General features: G+C 59.7%; 15 protein-coding genes and 5 tRNA genes. All 20 read left to right on the forward strand.

The window, feature by feature from the left end; all coding sequences use genetic code 11:
- Window positions 1–115 precede the first annotated feature (115 nt).
- Complete coding sequence (locus ACONT6_RS02255; protein ID WP_428820260.1) at window positions 116–1,711, forward strand: alpha/beta hydrolase; 1,596 nt, start codon at window positions 116–118, stop codon at window positions 1,709–1,711.
- On the forward strand, window positions 1,708–2,463 hold the full coding sequence (locus tag ACONT6_RS02260) for an ATP-binding cassette domain-containing protein (RefSeq protein ID WP_428820261.1): 756 nt from the start codon (window positions 1,708–1,710) through the stop codon (window positions 2,461–2,463). The genes ACONT6_RS02255 and ACONT6_RS02260 overlap by 4 nt, the downstream gene beginning before the upstream one ends.
- Window positions 2,460–3,650 (forward strand): ABC transporter permease, encoded by a 1,191-nt coding sequence (locus ACONT6_RS02265; protein WP_428820262.1) that lies wholly within the window; start codon window positions 2,460–2,462, stop codon window positions 3,648–3,650. Before ACONT6_RS02260 ends, ACONT6_RS02265 begins: the two co-directional genes overlap by 4 nt.
- A gap of 26 nt (window positions 3,651–3,676) precedes the next feature.
- Window positions 3,677–4,816 (forward strand): alanine racemase, encoded by a 1,140-nt coding sequence (alr, locus tag ACONT6_RS02270; protein WP_428820263.1) that lies wholly within the window; start codon window positions 3,677–3,679, stop codon window positions 4,814–4,816.
- A 54-nt stretch (window positions 4,817–4,870) separates the two neighbouring features.
- Complete coding sequence (birA, locus tag ACONT6_RS02275; RefSeq protein WP_428820264.1) at window positions 4,871–5,926, forward strand: bifunctional biotin--[acetyl-CoA-carboxylase] ligase/biotin operon repressor BirA; 1,056 nt, start codon at window positions 4,871–4,873, stop codon at window positions 5,924–5,926.
- Window positions 5,927–5,928: 2 nt separating this feature from the next.
- Complete coding sequence (locus ACONT6_RS02280; RefSeq protein WP_428820265.1) at window positions 5,929–6,702, forward strand: type III pantothenate kinase; 774 nt, start codon at window positions 5,929–5,931, stop codon at window positions 6,700–6,702.
- Between the two features lie 151 nt (window positions 6,703–6,853).
- On the forward strand, window positions 6,854–7,582 hold the full coding sequence (locus ACONT6_RS02285; protein ID WP_428820266.1) for an SPOR domain-containing protein: 729 nt from the start codon (window positions 6,854–6,856) through the stop codon (window positions 7,580–7,582).
- 159 nt (window positions 7,583–7,741) lie between these two features.
- Window positions 7,742–7,817 (forward strand) — tRNA-Thr (locus tag ACONT6_RS02290).
- 122 nt (window positions 7,818–7,939) lie between these two features.
- Window positions 7,940–8,023: transfer RNA gene (locus ACONT6_RS02295), tRNA-Tyr, on the forward strand.
- A gap of 82 nt (window positions 8,024–8,105) precedes the next feature.
- Window positions 8,106–8,179 (forward strand) — tRNA-Gly (locus tag ACONT6_RS02300).
- Window positions 8,180–8,285: 106 nt separating this feature from the next.
- Window positions 8,286–8,360: transfer RNA gene (locus ACONT6_RS02305), tRNA-Thr, on the forward strand.
- 170 nt (window positions 8,361–8,530) lie between these two features.
- Window positions 8,531–9,724: an elongation factor Tu gene (tuf, locus tag ACONT6_RS02310; RefSeq protein ID WP_428820267.1), complete on the forward strand. Its 1,194-nt coding sequence runs from the start codon at window positions 8,531–8,533 to the stop codon at window positions 9,722–9,724.
- A gap of 121 nt (window positions 9,725–9,845) precedes the next feature.
- Window positions 9,846–9,921, forward strand: a tRNA-Trp gene (locus tag ACONT6_RS02315).
- Window positions 9,922–10,038: 117 nt separating this feature from the next.
- A complete protein-coding gene (gene secE, locus ACONT6_RS02320) occupies window positions 10,039–10,407 on the forward strand; it encodes a preprotein translocase subunit SecE (RefSeq protein WP_428820268.1) in 369 nt (122 codons plus the stop codon).
- Between the two features lie 10 nt (window positions 10,408–10,417).
- On the forward strand, window positions 10,418–10,951 hold the full coding sequence (gene nusG / locus ACONT6_RS02325) for a transcription termination/antitermination protein NusG (RefSeq protein WP_078083382.1): 534 nt from the start codon (window positions 10,418–10,420) through the stop codon (window positions 10,949–10,951).
- A gap of 167 nt (window positions 10,952–11,118) precedes the next feature.
- The gene (gene rplK / locus ACONT6_RS02330; RefSeq protein ID WP_078083381.1) at window positions 11,119–11,550 is read left to right on the forward strand and encodes a 50S ribosomal protein L11; all 432 of its coding nucleotides are present in this window, start codon (window positions 11,119–11,121) and stop codon (window positions 11,548–11,550) included.
- Window positions 11,551–12,249: a 50S ribosomal protein L1 gene (gene rplA, locus ACONT6_RS02335; RefSeq protein WP_066967239.1), complete on the forward strand. Its 699-nt coding sequence runs from the start codon at window positions 11,551–11,553 to the stop codon at window positions 12,247–12,249.
- A gap of 295 nt (window positions 12,250–12,544) precedes the next feature.
- Window positions 12,545–13,039, forward strand: a complete 495-nt coding sequence (gene rplJ, locus ACONT6_RS02340; RefSeq protein ID WP_078083380.1) for a 50S ribosomal protein L10 — start codon at window positions 12,545–12,547, stop codon at window positions 13,037–13,039.
- Window positions 13,040–13,125: 86 nt separating this feature from the next.
- Complete coding sequence (gene rplL / locus ACONT6_RS02345) at window positions 13,126–13,494, forward strand: 50S ribosomal protein L7/L12 (RefSeq protein ID WP_078083379.1); 369 nt, start codon at window positions 13,126–13,128, stop codon at window positions 13,492–13,494.
- A 307-nt stretch (window positions 13,495–13,801) separates the two neighbouring features.
- Window positions 13,802–17,875: a DNA-directed RNA polymerase subunit beta gene (gene rpoB, locus ACONT6_RS02350; RefSeq protein ID WP_428820269.1), complete on the forward strand. Its 4,074-nt coding sequence runs from the start codon at window positions 13,802–13,804 to the stop codon at window positions 17,873–17,875.

The raw sequence follows: 17,875 nt of genomic DNA on the forward strand, positions 1-17,875 counted from the left end.
CGAGGGCGGGTGGCGGGAAAGTCCGGTAGACTGGCTGGGTTTGCCCGCCGGCTCACGAGGCTGGTGAGGTCAGTTAACGGATAATGATCAACGCTTACGAATACGGGAGTGTGCATTGGACTCAAGGAAGCGACTTGTCCCACAGCGGCTGCAATACAGCCTGGGAATCACCTTATTTGCGGGACTGTTCAGTTTTGGCGCGCTGGCCGAGCCAAGCCCTGCGGAAGCGACTGCCCCCGCCAGCGAAACCTGTTATGCCGATGGCTGGTCAGAGTCGCTGCGCTGTTACCGGATCCCGGTTGGGGCGGACAGCGCGGATGACCAGATAACATTGTCGGTGCTGGTTGCGCCGGCGGTAAACGGCGGCCAGCACGAGCCGCTGTATCTGCTCGCGGGTGGCCCGGGGCAGGCCGCCAGTGACCTGGTGCGGCTGCTGAACCCGCTGCGCAAGTTGAACCGTGGGCGGGATATCGTGATGGTGGATCGCCGCGGGGGAGGGCGTTCCGATGCCTTCGATTGCGGCTTTGGTGCCGAGATTCCCAACAATATCGAACTCATGACCGCCCAGCTGGCCGCCTGCTATATCAATGCCGGCGAGCGTCCCCTGACCATCAACAGTCGCCAGACCGTGGAAGACCTGGAGTCGGTGCGCCGGGCGCTGGGGCACGAGCGTATTTCCCTGTGGGGAGGCTCTTGGGGCACCCGCACCGCGCTGCTTTACCAGCAGTGGTATCCCGATGCCCTGCAGAGCCTGGTGCTGGACGGCGTTGCCCCCATTGATACCAAGGTGTTCCTGGCCGCGTCCGCGGCGGAGTCCGCACTGCGGGAACTGGAGCAGGCGTGCAGTGAAGACCCCGTATGTACGGGATTTGGAAATTGGCGCAGTCAGCTGGACAACCTGCTGGCGAACTGGAGCCATGCCCAGGCGAGTAACTTCCCGGACCCGTTTACCGGGCGTCCTGCCGAAGAACCGGTGGAAACCTGGATGTTGGCCGGCGCCGTGCGCACCGCTCTGTACGATCCCGCCGCAGCGGCACAGCTGCCGTACGCGGTGAGCGAAGCCAGTCGCGGCAACTATGCGCCGCTGTCCGGCATCCTTGGGCTGTTTGCGGATATGGAAGGGGCCATGTCACTGGGACTTACCTATTCCGTGGCCTGTGCTGAGGAAATGAACCGGATCGACGCGGCGGATATCGCCCGCGACGCCGACGGCACCTTTATCGGCGATATGTTTATCCGCATCTTCGTGGAGGGCTGCAAGGTCTGGCCGGTGCCGCCCCGTCCTTACGACACGCCGGAGCCCCGCGATCACCCGGTGTTGCTGATTTCCGGCACCGCCGATCCCATTACCCCGCCCGAGTACGCGGACGAACAGCTCGCGTATCTGCCCAACCAGCAGCACCTGGTGGTGCAGGGCGGGGGGCATATCAATTCGCCGCGAGGATGTGTGCCGGACCTGATCCTGCAGTTCCTCGATCAGCCGGGTGCGCCCCTGGACGACGGCTGTATCGCAGATATTCGCCGGCCGCCGTTTGCGGCCGGGGCGTTCGGACCCGCACTGATGCCTGAACAGATGATTCCTGAAGCGGAATCAATGCTCGCGCAAGAAGGTTCTGCCGGAAGCGCGAGCGAGGGCTCAGAAAAGAATCCGGAACAGCTGGAGCAACGGGATACCCCCACGGAAGAAGTCGCAGGAGGTGACCAGCCATGATTCGCGTCGACAAAATCTGCAAATCTTTCGAGGGGCAGCAGGTGCTGCACAACCTGAGTTTTGAAGTGCCGGATGGTCGTATCACCGCATTGCTCGGCGCCAATGGCGCGGGCAAGACCAGCTGCCTGCGCATCGTCTGCGGGTTGCTGCAGGCGGACTCCGGGCGCGTGCTGGTGGGCGATGCGGACCCCGCTTCGGATCCCATGGCGGTGCGTCGCCAGCTGGGGGTAGTGGGCGACCGCGAAGGACTCTACGAGCGGCTCACCGTGCGCGAGTACCTGTCGGTATTCGCACAGATGCAGGGACTTTCCGGTGCGGCGCTGCAGGAGGCACTGCAGGCGGTGCGTGAGGAACTCGAACTGGATGCCCTGTGGGATCGACGCGCCAGGGGATTTTCCCAGGGGGAGCGCATGAAGGTCTCCCTGGCTCGGGCCCTGGTACATCGCCCGCGCCACCTGATTCTGGATGAGCCCACCCGCGGTCTGGATGTACTGGCGGTGCGGCTGTTGCGCAAAACCCTGCTGCGCCTGCGCGCCGCGGGTACCACCATCCTGTTTTCCAGTCACGTGATGCCGGAAGTGGCGGAACTGTCCGACCGGGTACTGGTGATGGCGGCGGGGAAAATTGTCGGTGCCGGCACGCCGGAACAGCTGGCGGCGGAAACCGGCTGCACGAATCTAGAAGACAGTTTTGTGGCCCTGGCCTACGGGCAGCGGCCAGCGGTTGCGCAGATGCAAGGAGAGCCAGCGTGAGTATTTTGAATGTGATCCGCGGTGTGAAACAGATGGCGCCGCTGCTGCGCAAGGAATTGCTGGAGGCTTGGCGGGACCGCCGGGCGCTGGTTATGGCGGTGTGCTTTTCCCTGATGTTTCCCACCGCGCTGGCGGGCGGCACCATCTTCATGATCAAGAAGCAGAGCGAAGACGTTACCCGTGTCGCGCTGCTGGGCGCCGAGCGCGCGCCGCTGATCCAGGAGCGGCTGCAGTCCCCGGACCTGGAAGTGTCATCGCTGGACAGTGGTTCGCCGCGGGAACTGCTCGCCGGTGATTACGATATTGTGCTGGAATTCGGTGAGGACTTTGCGCAGCGCTATCAGGGATTCCGTGCGCCGCCCCTGTATCTCTACGTCAACAGTTCAGACACTGGTAGTGGTCGCGCCCAGCGGGACATACAAGAGCGCCTGGGGGCCCTGCAGCAGCTGGTGGTCTCCCAGCGTCTTGCTGCGCGGGGCGTGGCGCCGCGGCTGCTGGCGCCCTGGCGTGTCGAAACCCGCGATGTCAGTACCCCGTCCAGCCGCGGCGCGCTGATTCTGGCCACAGTGCCCGGGTTGCTGATCATGACCCTGTTTGTCGCCTGTCTTGCTACCGCTGTGGATACCTCCGCCGGCGAGCGGGAGCGGCTCAGCCTGGAGCCGCTGTTGCTGCAGCCTATGGCGGGCTGGCAGATCATTACCGCCAAAACTATCGCCGTCGCGAGCCTGGGGTGGCTCGGCTCACTGCTGGCAATTGCCACATTGCTGCTGTTAATGCCGGTGATGCCGCTCACTGAACTGGGCATCCAGCGCGCCACCACTCCCGGCGGTGTGATCGCCATGGGGTTGATCATGTTGCCGCTGGCGTTGCTGGTGGCGGTGTTGCAGATTCTGCTGGCGCTGCGCTCCCAGTCGTTCAAGGATGCGCAGACCCAGTTGAGCATTTTCCAGATAGCGCCGCTGGTGGTGCTGATGGCGTTGGACATCGCGCAGGTAAAACTGTCCGACAGCTGGCAGCTGCTGCCGCTGGTGGGGCATCAACAGTGGCTCAAGGGCCTGTTGGTGGGCGGTGAGGTTTCTCCCGTGTGGATGGTCGCCGGTTCCCTGGTTACCCTCGGGTTGGTGTTGGCCGCGGTCATGGTGGGTGCACGTGCCCTGCGCCGTGAAAGTTTGTTGTCCGCCAGTTAAGTCTGGCGTTGAGGAAGGCATCGAGAGTGACGATTTCCGATCACGAGCGCGAAGGGCTGCTCACCATCGATCTGGGCGCCATTGTCCACAACTACAGCTGGTTGCGTGCACGCCTGCACGACGGCTGCGAGTGCGGTGCAGTGGTCAAGGCGGATGCCTATGGCCTGGGCATAGCGCAGGTGGCTCCGGCCCTTTACCGGGCAGGCTGCCGGACCTTCTTTGTCGCCACCCAGAGCGAGGGCGTTCAGCTGCGCGATATCCTGGGCGCGGCCGCCACAATCTACCTGTTGACCGGCGTGCGCCCGGGGTGCGAACGGGCCTGTGCCGAGTCCGGATTGATCCCGGTGCTGGTGACGACCGCACAGATACAGCGCTGGTGTGATGAGACATGCGGTGTTGCCGGCGATAACGCGCTGGCGGCGCCGGCAGCGCTGAAGGTGGATTCCGGGATGACCCGCCTGGGCATGGGCGAGGATGAATTTGCGCTTCTGTTAAAACAGCCTGCGCTGTTGCGGCGGGCGAACCTGCAGTTGATCCTCAGTCACCTCGCTTGTGCGGACGAGGTCGGCCACGCGCTAAACGGCCATCAGCAGGCTGCCTTTGCCACTATGGTGGCGAGCCTGCGGGAGATCTGCCCGCAAGTGCCGGCGAGCCTGGCAAACTCCGCGGGTATCTGTCTCGGTAAGGATTTCCAGTTCGAGGTGGCGCGCCCGGGGTGTGCCCTGTACGGGGTCAACCCGACGCCGGCACAGCCGAACCCCATGCGCCCGGTTGTCAATTTGCGCCTGCCGGTATTGCAGCTGCGCCAGGTAAGCAGAGACAGTGCGGTGGGCTACGGTGCTACCCAGACAGCGGTGGCTGGCAGCTGGCTGGCGGTGGTCAGGGGCGGATATGCCGACGGTATACTGCGCACCCAGAGTGGTCGCGGCAGCGGCGTGGCGATTGCGGGGGAGCAACGGATTCCCGTACCCATGCTGGGGCGTGTGTCCATGGATACCACCGTGTTCGATGTCTCTGCCCTCAGTGAGGACCAGCGCGCACAGCTATCGCTGATCGAAGTGCTGGGGGAGTCATTGACGGTGGATCATATGGGCGCCGCTGCTGGCACCATTGGCTACGAAATCCTGACCTCTCTCGGTCACCGCTACTGCCGCCGTTATCGGTGAACCGCGGCATTGCCGGAAACCCTTCGCAGTACCCGAATTACCGGAGAAATTAACTTGGTCTCGCGTCATTCCAACGAAGTGCCGGCAGGTCCGCTGGCCGCACTGCGCCCCCTGTTGTTGTTGCTCGCCGATGGTGAGGTCCACTCCGGTGAATCTCTCGGTGAGGTACTGGGGGTGAGTCGCGCGGCGGTGTGGAAACAGCTGCAGAAGCTGGAGCCCCTGGGGCTGCAAGTGGAGTCGGTCAAAGGGCGGGGATATCGCCTCGCTGGTGGTCTGGATCTGCTGGAGCCGGAACTGATTCTCTCATCGCTGGGGAGTGCCAGCTCATCACTGCTGGGCGGACTGCAGGTATTTGATCAGGTGGACTCGACCAACGCGCGGGTACTTGCAAGCCTGGAGCAGGGAAGCGGGCACGCGCGCGTGGTGCTTGCGGAAATGCAGTCCGCCGGGCGCGGGCGGCGCGGTCGCAGTTGGGCGAGCCCCTTCGCCTCGGGGATCAGCCTCTCAATCGGTTGGCAGTTCAACGGCGGCGTGCAGTTGCTCGAAGGGCTGAGTCTCGCCGTTGGCGTCGCCCTGGCTCGGGCACTGGCGCGCTTCGAGGTGCCGGATGTGCGCTTGAAATGGCCCAATGATGTCTGGTGTCGTGGCCGCAAGTTGGCTGGGGTGCTGCTCGAATTGAGTGGCGACCTGACCGATCGCTGCGCTGTGGTGGTGGGGATCGGCCTGAACATGCGCCTGCCCGATGCCGCTGCCGAGGGCATCGGCCAGCCGTGGATAGATCTCGCAGAGGTTTGTCCGGGTATCCCGCGCAATCAACTGGTCGCGGCAATGCTCGATGAGCTGTTACCGATGCTTGCCGATTATCCCGAGGACGGGTTTGCCCGCTGGCGCGATGCGTGGCTGGCCCTGGACCAGTTTGCCGGTGCGGAGGTCTGCCTGCAGTCCGCCCAGCAGCGCTGGTGCGGGATTGAGCGCGGGGTCGATGGCAGCGGTGCACTGGTGCTGGAATGCGACGGTGAACGCAGGGTTTTCCACGGTGGCGAGGTATCCCTGCGTCCTGTCGAGCGAGCGGTCGAACAGGGACCGGCCCGCAAGGGGCGGGAGGTGTAAGGGTGAAGATTCTCGAGCTGGACCAGGGAAATACCCGCGCCAAGTGGCGTCTTATCGACACCGGCACGGGTGCCACTGATCCCGCGGTCCTCGCGCGCGGCGGGTTTGCGCCCGGGCCCTGGTGGGAAGTATCGGAAACCCCCGCGGCCTGGGGGGAGTACGCCCCGCAGAGGGTCCGGGTGGCGAATGTGGCGGGCGCGACGGTCGAGCAGAGTATCGCTTCGCACGTACAGCAGCTTCTCGGCGTGCAGCCGGAGTTTGCCCGGGTTACGCCGGAGTGTGGCGGGGTGCGCTGCGCCTACCGGGATGAGTCAAAGCTCGGGGTGGATCGCTGGTTGGCGGTGCTGGCAGCGTATCGGCGCCGCCCCGCCCCGGCCCTGGTGGTCGATTGCGGCAGTGCCGTCACCCTGGACCTTCTGGGTGGCGACGGTCAGCATCTTGGCGGGTATATAGTTCCGGGGCTGGGGCTGATGCGCCGCGCCCTATACAGTGACACCGATGCGGTGAAAGTGGCGCCGCCGGATAGCCCGCCCGCCTCCCTCGATCCCGGGTGTAACACGCGGGACGCGGTGGACCGCGGCTTGCCGGTAATGGTGCTTGGCGCGGTCGAGCGTGTCTACGATGAGCTGGCCCATCGCTGCGCCGTGTCTGGGGACGCGAGTCCGCGGTTGCTGTTTTGTGGCGGCGACGGTGAAATACTGGCGCCGTTGTGTGATCGCCCCGGGGAGTGGGTGGCGGATCTGGTGATGGAGGGGCTCGCAGTCACCAACCCCTAGACCTGGAACTCCCAGACCCGGGGCGAGAGCCCCGCAGCTCGCAGTGTGCGCCAGTGGCTGCCCCTGAGGCGCTCGGGTTGGCTAGAATGCGCACTGTTCAACACTCTGACGCCGTTATTGGCATTCACAGTACTAATTACCTGAATACATTATGCGCTGGATATTTATTTTGTTGGCGGTTGCCAACCTCGGTCTGTTTGCCTGGTTCCTGTCCAATGACCGGCCTGCCGCCGCGCGCGTGACGCCGGTGATTGCGGCGGAAGAGGGGGGTGGTATCTCGCTGGTTACCGAGGCCGATCCCGCCGCACTGCCGGTGCCAGAACCGCAGCCAAAGCGTGAGCGATCCCCGGCACCGGAGCGGAGCACCCGTGCCGGGGCGGAAGCACTGTGCACGCTGGTGGGCCCATTCGCTGAGGCCTATCAGGGAGAAGATGTGGCGCGACGCCTGCAGGCGCTTCAGATAAATGCCGCCATGCGCGAGATAGAAATGCAGGGGCAGATGCGCTACTGGGTATACTTGGCGCCACTGAATTCCTCGCAGGAAGCCTTCCGCAAGCTGCGTGAGCTGCAGGCGGCGGGTATCGATAGCTATGTGATACCCAAAGGTTCGCTGGAAAACGGCATCTCGTTCGGTATTTTTTCCGAGAAAGATCGCGCCGAGACCCTGACCAATGAACTGCAGGATCGCGGTTTCGCGGCACAGTTTCGCGAGGAGCCGCAGACTTACCTGGAGCGCTGGGTGGTCCTCGCGGCGGGCGAAGGCGCTGCCGGGGCGGCGTCTCTGGCGGAGGATTTCTGGGATCAGCTGCAGCTGGATTACCCCGATATCGGTCGTCGCCAGAACCTGTGCAGCGAGATCCGCACTGCGCAAGCAGAGTAGTTGGAGGATTAATTGGCGGGTGTGTTTTGCCTGGGTGAAGAAAAGCGACAATCCCCTGTTGCTTGTCGCGGACAGTTCCCCTAGAATCCCGCCTCCACTTCAGGGGGTGTCAACAACGCCCGGAGTGGTGAGTCCTTTTGGGGGCTCATATATGGACATGCTGGCGTAGCTCAGTTGGTAGAGCAGCTGACTTGTAATCAGCCGGTCGGGGGTTCGACTCCTCTCGCCAGCTCCATTTTCCTCCGGCTTGTGGCCGGTTTTGCCGAAGGGTAAAGAAAGCAGCTAAGTCTGTGAAAATTAAGGAAAAAAATTGTTGACAGCGAGGCGGTCGCTGTAGAAAATACGCACCGCTTTCGAGCAGGGGTTCCCGAGTGGCCAAAGGGATCAGACTGTAAATCTGACGCGCAAGCTTCGGTGGTTCGAATCCACCCCCCTGCACCATTATTCAGATGCCTGTGTGCTGGCATCGAAGGTAGAAGAAGTTGTTTGGTCTTCTATCGTGGAGGTTTTCGCACGCGATAGCGCGGGCATAGTTCAATGGTAGAACCTCAGCCTTCCAAGCTGATGATGCGGGTTCGATTCCCGCTGCCCGCTCCATTCTTTAGTGCGGAGCTTGGTTGGTAACTTGCTTGATCTGCGGGTCGGGCGAGAGCACAGGCAGCCCCGCCTGTGTGTCGACAGTTTCTGTCGATGTCCGGAGTATGCTCATGTAGCTCAGGGGTAGAGCACACCCTTGGTAAGGGTGAGGTCGGCGGTTCAAATCCGCCCATGAGCTCCATTATTCGTAGCCGCGGTGACTTGTGTCTCCGCGGCTATTTGTATCCGGCTTATTTGCCGTCAGGCGGGTCTGGGTGCACTGGTTCCCGGTTTGGCTCCTGGAAAGGTGCTCGGGAGCTGTTCTTGGGTAAGGTCGCTAGTTCGGCTCACGCTTATATTGGGAGGCCCGCAATGGCAAAAGAAAAGTTTGAACGCTCCAAGCCCCACGTAAACGTGGGCACCATCGGTCACGTTGACCACGGTAAGACCACTCTGACTGCAGCGCTGACTCGTGTATGTGCGGAAGTATGGGGCGGCGCGGCCGTTGCCTTCGACGGCATCGATAACGCACCGGAAGAGCGTGAGCGCGGTATTACCATTGCTACCTCTCACGTTGAGTACGAATCCCCGACCCGTCACTACGCGCACGTAGATTGCCCGGGACACGCCGACTACGTTAAGAACATGATTACCGGTGCCGCTCAGATGGATGGCGCTATTCTGGTGTGTTCTGCTGCTGACGGCCCCATGCCGCAGACTCGTGAGCACATCCTGCTGTCTCGCCAAGTAGGTGTACCTTACATCGTGGTATTCCTGAATAAAGCCGATATGGTTGACGACGAGGAGCTGCTGGAGCTGGTTGAAATGGAAGTTCGCGAACTTCTGGACCAGTACGAGTTCCCGGGTGACGACACTCCGATCATCACCGGTTCTGCCCTGATGGCGCTGAACGGCGAAGACGACAATGAAATGGGTACCACCGCTGTTAAGAAGCTGGTTGAAACCCTGGATGAGTACATTCCGGAGCCGGAGCGTGCGGTAGATCTGCCATTCCTGATGCCGATCGAAGACGTGTTCTCCATTTCTGGTCGCGGTACCGTGGTAACCGGTCGTGTAGAGCGTGGCATCATCCGCACTGGTGACGAGATCCAGATTGTTGGTATCAAAGAGACTACCTCTACCACCTGTACCGGTGTTGAAATGTTCCGCAAGCTGCTCGACGAGGGTCGTGCTGGTGAGAACATCGGCGCACTGCTGCGCGGCACCAAGCGTGACGAAGTAGAGCGTGGTCAGGTTCTGGCCAAGCCGGGCTCCATTACTCCGCACACCAAGTTCGAGGCGGAAGTATACGTATTGTCCAAGGACGAAGGTGGTCGTCACACCCCGTTCTTCAAAGGTTATCGTCCTCAGTTCTACTTCCGTACCACCGATGTAACTGGTGCGTGTGAGCTGCCGGAAGGTACCGAAATGGTAATGCCGGGTGATAACGTTCAGATGACCGTTACCCTGATCGCTCCGATCGCCATGGAAGATGGTCTGCGCTTCGCAATTCGCGAAGGTGGCCGTACCGTTGGCGCTGGCGTGGTTGCCAAAATCATCGAGTAATCGATGCGTTGAGTGCGATTCTCATCTGACTTGAGGGTCGCGCTTGCAAATGCTGGGGTGGGTGGTATGATCCGCCCCTCATTTTTTCCGGTGGTGACGCAGTTTGCCCCGGATGTGTTCCAGGCCAGTAGTTCAATTGGTAGAGCACCGGTCTCCAAAACCGGCTGTTGGGGGTTCGAGTCCCTCCTGGCCTGCCAACTTTCAGATGCCCGCAAGGGGCCTGCAGTTGGGCTATCCTGTACTGCTGTCGCTCTTTGCGGTCGTTGGCAATAAAGGCGCCTTGCAGTAACCGGGCGCGCTAAAGGCTTCTTTGTATGAATGCTAAAGTAGAGGCGAAAACCTTTCGTCTTGACGGCCTTAAGTGGCTGTTGGTAGTGCTGCTTGTTGGTGCTGCTGTGGCGGGCAATTCCTACTACGCCGAAATCCCCCTGCTGTATCGTGTGCTGGCAATCGTTGCGCTTTGCCTGGCAGCTGTATTTGTTGCAGTGCAGACCGAGAAGGGTAACTCCTTCTGGAATCTGCTGCGGGAGGCGCAGAATGAGGTGCGCCGCGTAGTTTGGCCGACTCGTCAGGAAGCGACTCAGACCACTTTGATTGTGGTGGTGTTCGTGCTGCTGATGGCTGTCATTCTGTGGGCGCTGGATTCCGGCCTCGGTTGGGCTGCCTCCAAGATCATTGGCTAAAGGTTAATCCATGGCAAAGCATTGGTATGTAGTTCAGGCTTACTCCGGCTATGAGAAGCGTGTAAAGACTTCTCTCAAGGAGCGCATTGAGCTGCACGAGATGGATCACCTCTTCGGAGAGGTGCTGGTCCCCACCGAGGAAGTGGTGGAAATGCGTGCCGGTCAAAAGCGCAAAAGTGAGCGCAAGTTCTTTCCTGGCTACGTGCTGGTGGAAATGGAGCTCAATGACGACACCTGGCACCTGGTTAAAGAGACCCCGCGTGTGCTGGGTTTTATCGGTGGTAAGGCAGACAAGCCGGCGCCGATTACCGATCGCGAAGCTCAGGCTATCCTGAATCGCATCGATGATTCCGTTGACAAGCCCAAGCCCAAGACGCTGTTTGAGCCGGGTGAGATGGTTCGTGTTATCGACGGTCCGTTTAATGATTTCAACGGTGTGGTTGAAGAGGTCAATTACGAGAAGAGTCGCCTGCGGGTGGCGGTATTGATCTTCGGTCGCTCCACACCGGTAGAGCTGGAATTCGGTCAGGTAGAAAAGAACTGAGTTCGAGCTGAAAGGATTCGGCCCTCTTTCGCCGCAGGTGGAAGAGGGCTTTCGCGTCCCTGAAAACCGTGTTGAGCGGTGTACGGGGTAAACAGGGGAGCTGAGCGTTGCATGTTTGTAAGAGTGTACAGCGCAGGCGCTAATACCCAGTTAAAGAGGAAGCTGTAATGGCTAAGAAAATTGAAGCTTACATCAAGCTGCAAGTGAAGGCCGGCCAGGCCAACCCGAGTCCGCCCGTTGGTCCTGCACTGGGTCAGCACGGCGTGAACATCATGGAGTTCTGTAAAGCGTTCAACGCACAGACCCAGAGCCTGGAGCCGGGCCTGCCGGTACCGGTAGTGATCTCTGTATACAGCGATCGCTCCTTCACCTTCATCATGAAATCTCCGCCCGCCGCAGTTCTGCTGCGCAAGGCTGCCAAGATCAAGAGCGGTTCCGGCCGTCCGAACACTGAGAAAGTGGGCAAAGTGACCCGCGCTCAGATCGAAGAGATCGTGGAAATGAAGAAGGCTGACCTGACTGCATCCGACATGGATGCAGCGGTGCGCACCATCGCTGGTTCCGCCCGCAGTGCCGGTATCGAAGTGGAGGGTGTGTAAGTGGCTAAATTGACCAAGCGTCAGCGTGCTATCGCTGAAAAAATTGAAGCTGGCAAAGCATACGGCATCGATGAAGCTGTTGCGCTGCTGAAAGAGTTTTCCAACGTCAAGTTCGCGGAAACTGTTGATGCTGCCATCAACCTGGGTATCGACCCGCGTAAATCCGACCAGGCTGTACGTGGCGCGACCACTCTGCCGCACGGTACCGGTAAAGAAGTGCGCGTTGCCGTATTTACCCAGGGTGCCAATGCCGACGCCGCTAAAGAAGCTGGCGCCGACCTGGTAGGCATGGACGAGCTGGCTGCTGAAGTTAAAGCCGGCAAGATGGACTTCGACGTGGTTGTGGCTTCTCCGGACGCCATGCGCGTTGTCGGTCAGCTGGGCCAGATCCTCGGTCCGCGCGGCCTGATGCCGAACCCGAAGACCGGTACTGTTACCCCGGACGTTGCGACTGCCGTTAAAAATGCCAAGGCTGGTCAGGTGCGTTTCCGCGCTGACAAAGGCGGCATCATCCACGGTGGTATCGGCAAGGTGGCGTTCGACGCCAACCTGCTGAAGGAAAACCTGGAAGCGCTGGTAGCTGACCTGAAAAAGGCCAAGCCGGCTTCCGCGAAAGGCGTGTATCTGAAGAAGATCACCCTGAGCACTACCATGGGCCCGGGTCTGACCATCGACCAGGCTTCTCTGGACGTTAAATAATTTTCCGAGAATTCAATTCTCTGAAAATTGACAACGTTCAGTAAAAAGAACTTTGGGGTCCACCACCGCGCAAGCGGGTAGGTGGGTCGTCAAAGACCGTAGGTGCGGCGGGTGTTTGAGGTTTAAATGCCCACCGCTTAATCCAGATCTCTGGTCAGGTTGACCAGTTAAGAGATCGAGCCTACGCAGACGGTGTGCCCAAACCAGTATTTTTACTGGATTTGAGCTTTAAGCACCGGAACGGGCCGGGGTTACATGTAGTTCCCGGCCTTCATTCAAATCCAGGAGTGACACTATGGCTATTGGACTCGTAGACAAGAAAGCGATTGTCGCGGAAGTCCAGCAGGCTGCTGAGGGTGCTCTGTCGGCGGTGGTTGCGGATTCCCGCGGCGTTACCGTGAACGACATGACTGCCCTGCGCAAAGAGGCTCGCGAGAACGGCGTTTGGTTGAAAGTCGTCCGCAATACTCTGGCGCGTCGCGCTCTGGCCGGTACCGAATTCGAATGTCTCATTGAGAACTTCGTCGGTCCCAGCATCATTGCTTTCTCTAACGAACACCCGGGTGCCGGCGCGCGCATCCTGAAAGAGTTCGCTAAGGGCAATGACAAGCTGGAGCTGAAAGGTGCCGCCTTCGAAGGCGTAGCGACTGACATCGCTCTGTTGGCAAGCCTGCCGACTTACGATGAAGCAATCGCGAAGCTGATGAGCTGCATGAAAGAAGCCTCTGCTGGCAAACTGGTTCGCACTATTGCGGCCGTTCGCGACCAAAAAGAGCAGGAAGCTGCGTAACTGTTTCGCTGAGGCGAAATGGCAGTTTTCAACTTTTAAAGAAATTACGAGCAGTTTCCTGCTCACACGAAATCAGGTACTAACTCATGTCTCTGACTAAAGAAGATATCATCAATGCGATCGCTGAAATGTCTGTTAAGGACGTTGTTGAGCTGATCGAAGCTATGGAAGAGAAGTTCGGCGTAACCGCAGCTGCTGCTGTTATGGCTGGACCGGCTGGCGGCGAAGCTGCTGCAGAAGAAAAGGACGAGTTCGACGTAATCCTGGCCTCTGCTGGCGACAAGAAAGTGAACGTGATCAAAGCTGTTCGCGGCATCACTGGTCTGGGCCTGAAAGAAGCCAAAGCTCTGGTAGACGGCGCTCCGAGCCCGCTGAAAGAAGGCGTGTCCAAAGACGAAGCCGAAGCAGCGAAGAAAGAGCTGGAAGAAGCTGGCGCTACCGTAGAACTGAAGTAATTCAGATCTACACACCACCGTCAGTGGCTGCGTAATCAACCACTGACGGCAAGGCTGGTGGACATTTGTCCGCCGGCCTTTTTGCCGTTTGCGGCATAGGGCTTTTTCCCGCCAAAGGGAGATGCCTCGAACGCGGCAAACGACAGAAAAACCGAGAGGTTTGCGCACAGGGCGGTGCAGTTTTTAACCACCTGTTTTAAGCGTAGCGCAATGTGCAGAGACTTCTCGCCCGGATGGACTGCGTATCGTCAGATAACTGACCGCAGTTCTGATGAAGTCTTGTCACCGATCAAGCTGGGGAATATGAATGGCTTACTCATACACTGAGAAAAAACGTATCCGCAAGGATTTTGGCAAGCTGCCTAAGGTCATGGATGTGCCTTTCCTGCTTGCGATACAGTTGGACTCGTATCGCAAATTTACTCAGGCCGACACGCGCCCGGATGAGCGCCTGGACATGGGCTTGCAGGCGGCGTTCAAGTCTGTATTTCCAATTGTCAGTTACTCTGGCAACGCCGCACTGGAGTACGTTAGCTACACCCTCGGCAAACCTGCCTTCGATGTCAAGGAATGTACCCTGCGCGGCGTAACTTATGCCTGCCCGCTGCGGGTTCGCGTTCGCCTGATTATTTACGATAAAGAATCTGCGAATAAGTCCATCAAGGACATCAAGGAGCAGGAAGTCTACATGGGCGAAATTCCGCTCATGACTGAAAACGGTACCTTTGTTATTAATGGTACCGAACGTGTAATCGTATCCCAGCTGCACCGCTCCCCGGGTGTATTCTTCGATCACGACAAAGGCAAGACTCACTCTTCCGGCAAACTGCTGTACGCCGCGCGGGTGATTCCTTACCGCGGTTCCTGGCTCGACTTCGAGTTCGACCCGAAAGACCTCGTATACGTGCGTATCGACCGTCGCCGCAAACTGCCGGCGACCATTCTGCTGCGCGCCCTGGGTTTCGCCTCCCAGGAAATGCTGGAAATGTTCTTCGACACCAGCAAGTTCACCCTGAATGACGACACTGTCAGCCTCGACCTGATCCCATCGCGCCTGCGCGGTGATGTTGCTTCCTTCGATATCAAGGACGGCAGCGGCAAGGTAATTGTTGAGGAAGGTCGCCGTATTACCCCGCGTCATATCCGCCAGCTGGAAAAGGCCGGTGTAGAGAAGCTTGAAGCTCCGCTGACCTACCTGAACGGTCGCGTTCTGGCGAACGACATCATCGATGATTCCACCGGTGAAGTGGCGGTGGAATGTAATACCGAGATCACCGACGAAGTGGTTGCCAAGCTGCGCATCCTGAACGTCAAGAATTTCGAGACCCTGTACACCAACGACCTGGATTGCGGTCCGTTTGTTTCCGATACCCTGCGTGCGGATCCGTCTCGCACCCAGCTGGAAGCACTGGTCGAGATCTACCGCATGATGCGCCCGGGCGAGCCGCCCACCAAGGAGTCTGCGGAATCCCTGTTCGAGAATCTGTTCTTCTCCGACGAGCGTTACGACCTGTCCGCTGTTGGTCGCATGAAGTTCAACCGTCGCCTGGGTCGTGAAGATGAGACCGGTCAGGGCACCCTGAGCAAAGAAGACATCGTCGACGTGCTCAAGACCCTGATCGAGATCCGCAACGGCCGCGGCATGGTGGACGACATCGACCACCTGGGTAACCGTCGTGTGCGTTCCGTGGGCGAAATGGCCGAAAACCAGTTCCGTGTGGGCCTGGTGCGTGTAGAGCGTGCGGTGAAAGAGCGCCTGTCCATGGCGGAATCCGAAGGCCTGATGCCGCAGGATCTGATCAACGCCAAGCCGGTGGCCGCTGCGGTCAAGGAGTTCTTCGGCTCCTCCCAGCTGTCCCAGTTTATGGACCAGAACAACCCGCTGTCGGAAGTTACCCACAAGCGCCGTGTATCTGCATTGGGCCCGGGCGGTCTGACCCGCGAGCGCGCCGGCTTTGAGGTGCGCGACGTACACCCGACCCACTATGGTCGTGTATGTCCGATTGAGACGCCGGAAGGTCCGAACATCGGTCTGATCAACTCTCTGGCCACCTATGCCCGTGCCAACCACTACGGTTTCCTCGAGAGCCCGTACCGTAAGGTTGTCAACGGCCAGGTGACCGACCAAATCGAATACCTGTCTGCGATCAACGAAGCCAACTTCGTGGTTGCACAGGCGTCAGCAGCTGTGGACGAAAACGGCCGCTTTACCGATGACCTGGTCAGCGTGCGTTACCAGTACGAGTTTACCCTGAAGACTCCGGACGAAATCCAGTACATGGACGTGTCCGCCCGTCAGGTGGTATCCGTTGCTGCGGCGATGATTCCGTTCCTCGAACACGATGACGCCAACCGCGCATTGATGGGTTCGAACATGCAGCGTCAGGCGGTTCCGACCCTGCGCGCTGAAAAGCCGCTGGTAGGTACCGGCATGGAGCGCACCGTAGCGCGCGACTCCGGCGTATGTATCGTGGCCAAGCGCGGTGGTGTGATCGAGCGTGTCGACGCCAGCCGTGTGGTTGTACGCGTACGCGACGAAGAGGTGGAAGCCGGTGATGCGGGTGTGGATCTGTACGGTCTGACCAAGTACACCCGCTCCAACCAGAATACCTGTATTAACCAGCGTCCGATCGTTAAGACCGGTGACGTGGTAGCGCGTGGCGACATCCTCGCCGACGGCCCGTCCGTCGACCTGGGTGAGCTGGCACTGGGCCAGAACATGCGCATCGCGTTCATGCCCTGGAACGGCTACAACTTCGAGGACTCCATCCTCGTATCCGAGCGCGTGGTTCAGGAAGATCGCTTCACCACCATCCACATCCAGGAACTGACCTGTATTGCCCGTGACACCAAGCTGGGCAGTGAGGAAATCACCGCGGATATCCCCAACGTGGGCGAGTCTGCGCTGAACAAGCTGGATGAGTCCGGCATCGTGTACATCGGTGCGGAAGTGGGCGCCGGCGATATCCTGGTTGGCAAGGTAACGCCGAAAGGCGAAGCCCAGCTGACCCCGGAAGAGAAGCTGCTGCGTGCGATCTTCGGTGAGAAGGCGTCTGACGTTAAAGACACTTCCCTGCGTGCGCCGTCTGGCACCCGCGGTACCGTGATCGACGTGCAGGTGTTCACCCGCGACGGTCTGCAGAAAGACCAGCGCTCCCTGGCAATCGAAAAAGCCCAGCTCGACGAAGTCCGCAAGGACCTCAACGAGGAATACCGCATCGTAGAAGGCGCAACCTTTGAGCGTCTGGCGGCGGCACTGGACGGCCAGAAGGTCGCCGGCGGCAAGGGCGTGAAGAAAGGCGACGAGCTGAACGCTGAAGTCCTGGCCGGCCTGCCGCGCGAAGACTGGTTCAAGCTGCGCATGGCCGAAGAGAGCCTGAACGAGCAGCTGGAAAAAGCCGAAGCCCAGCTGAAAGAGCGTCGCAAACTGCTCGACGAACAGTTCGAAGACAAGAAGAAAAAGCTGGAATCTGGCGACGATCTGGCGCCGGGCGTGCTGAAGATTGTCAAGGTATACCTGGCGATCAAGCGTCGCATCCAGCCTGGTGACAAGATGGCCGGTCGTCACGGTAACAAAGGTGTGATCTCCGTGATCAAGCCTGTGGAAGACATGCCGTACGACGAGAACGGTGAGCCGGTAGACGTGGTTCTTAACCCGCTGGGTGTACCGTCCCGTATGAACGTGGGTCAGGTTCTGGAAATGCACCTGGGTATGGCCGCCAAGGGCCTCGGTGTGAAGATTGATCGCATGATCAAGGAGAAGCAGGAAGCGGCGAAAGTTCGCGGGTTCCTGGAAGAGGTCTACAACTCCACCGGCGGCAACAAGGAAGAGCTGGACGAGCTGTCTGACCAGGAAGTGATGGCGATGTCCGAAAACCTGCGTCGCGGTGTACCCATGGCGACTCCGGTGTTCGACGGTGCCGAAGAGCCCGAGATCAAGAAGCTGCTGCGTCTCGCGGACATCCCGGATTCCGGCCAGATCACGCTGTACGACGGCCGTACCGGTGACGCCTTTGAGCGTCCGGTTACTGTGGGCTACATGTACATGCTGAAGCTGAACCACCTGGTAGACGACAAGATGCACGCGCGTTCTACCGGTTCCTACAGCCTGGTTACCCAGCAGCCGCTGGGTGGTAAGGCGCAGTTCGGTGGTCAGCGTTTCGGTGAGATGGAAGTGTGGGCACTGGAAGCATACGGTGCCGCTTACACCCTGCAGGAAATGCTCACGGTCAAATCCGATGACGTTGAAGGTCGTACCAAGATGTACAAGAACATCGTGGATGGCGACCACCGCATGGAGCCGGGCATGCCCGAATCCTTCAACGTACTGGTCAAGGAAATCCGCTCGCTGGGTATGAACTTCGAGCTGGAAAACGAATAA

The sequence above is a fragment of the Microbulbifer sp. MCCC 1A16149 genome (assembly GCF_050368945.1).
GTDB lineage: Bacteria > Pseudomonadota > Gammaproteobacteria > Pseudomonadales > Cellvibrionaceae > Microbulbifer.

Excerpts from the sequence above, each read along its gene's own strand:
- rplL (WP_078083379.1), top strand. The coding sequence starts at position 13,126 with ATGTCTCTGACTAAAGAAGATATCATCAATGCGATCGCTGAAATGTCT.
- ACONT6_RS02285 (WP_428820266.1), top strand. The coding sequence starts at position 6,854 with ATGCGCTGGATATTTATTTTGTTGGCGGTTGCCAACCTCGGTCTGTTT.
- ACONT6_RS02260 (WP_428820261.1), top strand. The coding sequence starts at position 1,708 with ATGATTCGCGTCGACAAAATCTGCAAATCTTTCGAGGGGCAGCAGGTG.
- rplJ (WP_078083380.1), top strand. The coding sequence starts at position 12,545 with ATGGCTATTGGACTCGTAGACAAGAAAGCGATTGTCGCGGAAGTCCAG.
- nusG (WP_078083382.1), top strand. The coding sequence starts at position 10,418 with ATGGCAAAGCATTGGTATGTAGTTCAGGCTTACTCCGGCTATGAGAAG.
- rpoB (WP_428820269.1), top strand. The coding sequence starts at position 13,802 with ATGGCTTACTCATACACTGAGAAAAAACGTATCCGCAAGGATTTTGGC.
- rplK (WP_078083381.1), top strand. The coding sequence starts at position 11,119 with ATGGCTAAGAAAATTGAAGCTTACATCAAGCTGCAAGTGAAGGCCGGC.
- tuf (WP_428820267.1), top strand. The coding sequence starts at position 8,531 with ATGGCAAAAGAAAAGTTTGAACGCTCCAAGCCCCACGTAAACGTGGGC.
- secE (WP_428820268.1), top strand. The coding sequence starts at position 10,039 with ATGAATGCTAAAGTAGAGGCGAAAACCTTTCGTCTTGACGGCCTTAAG.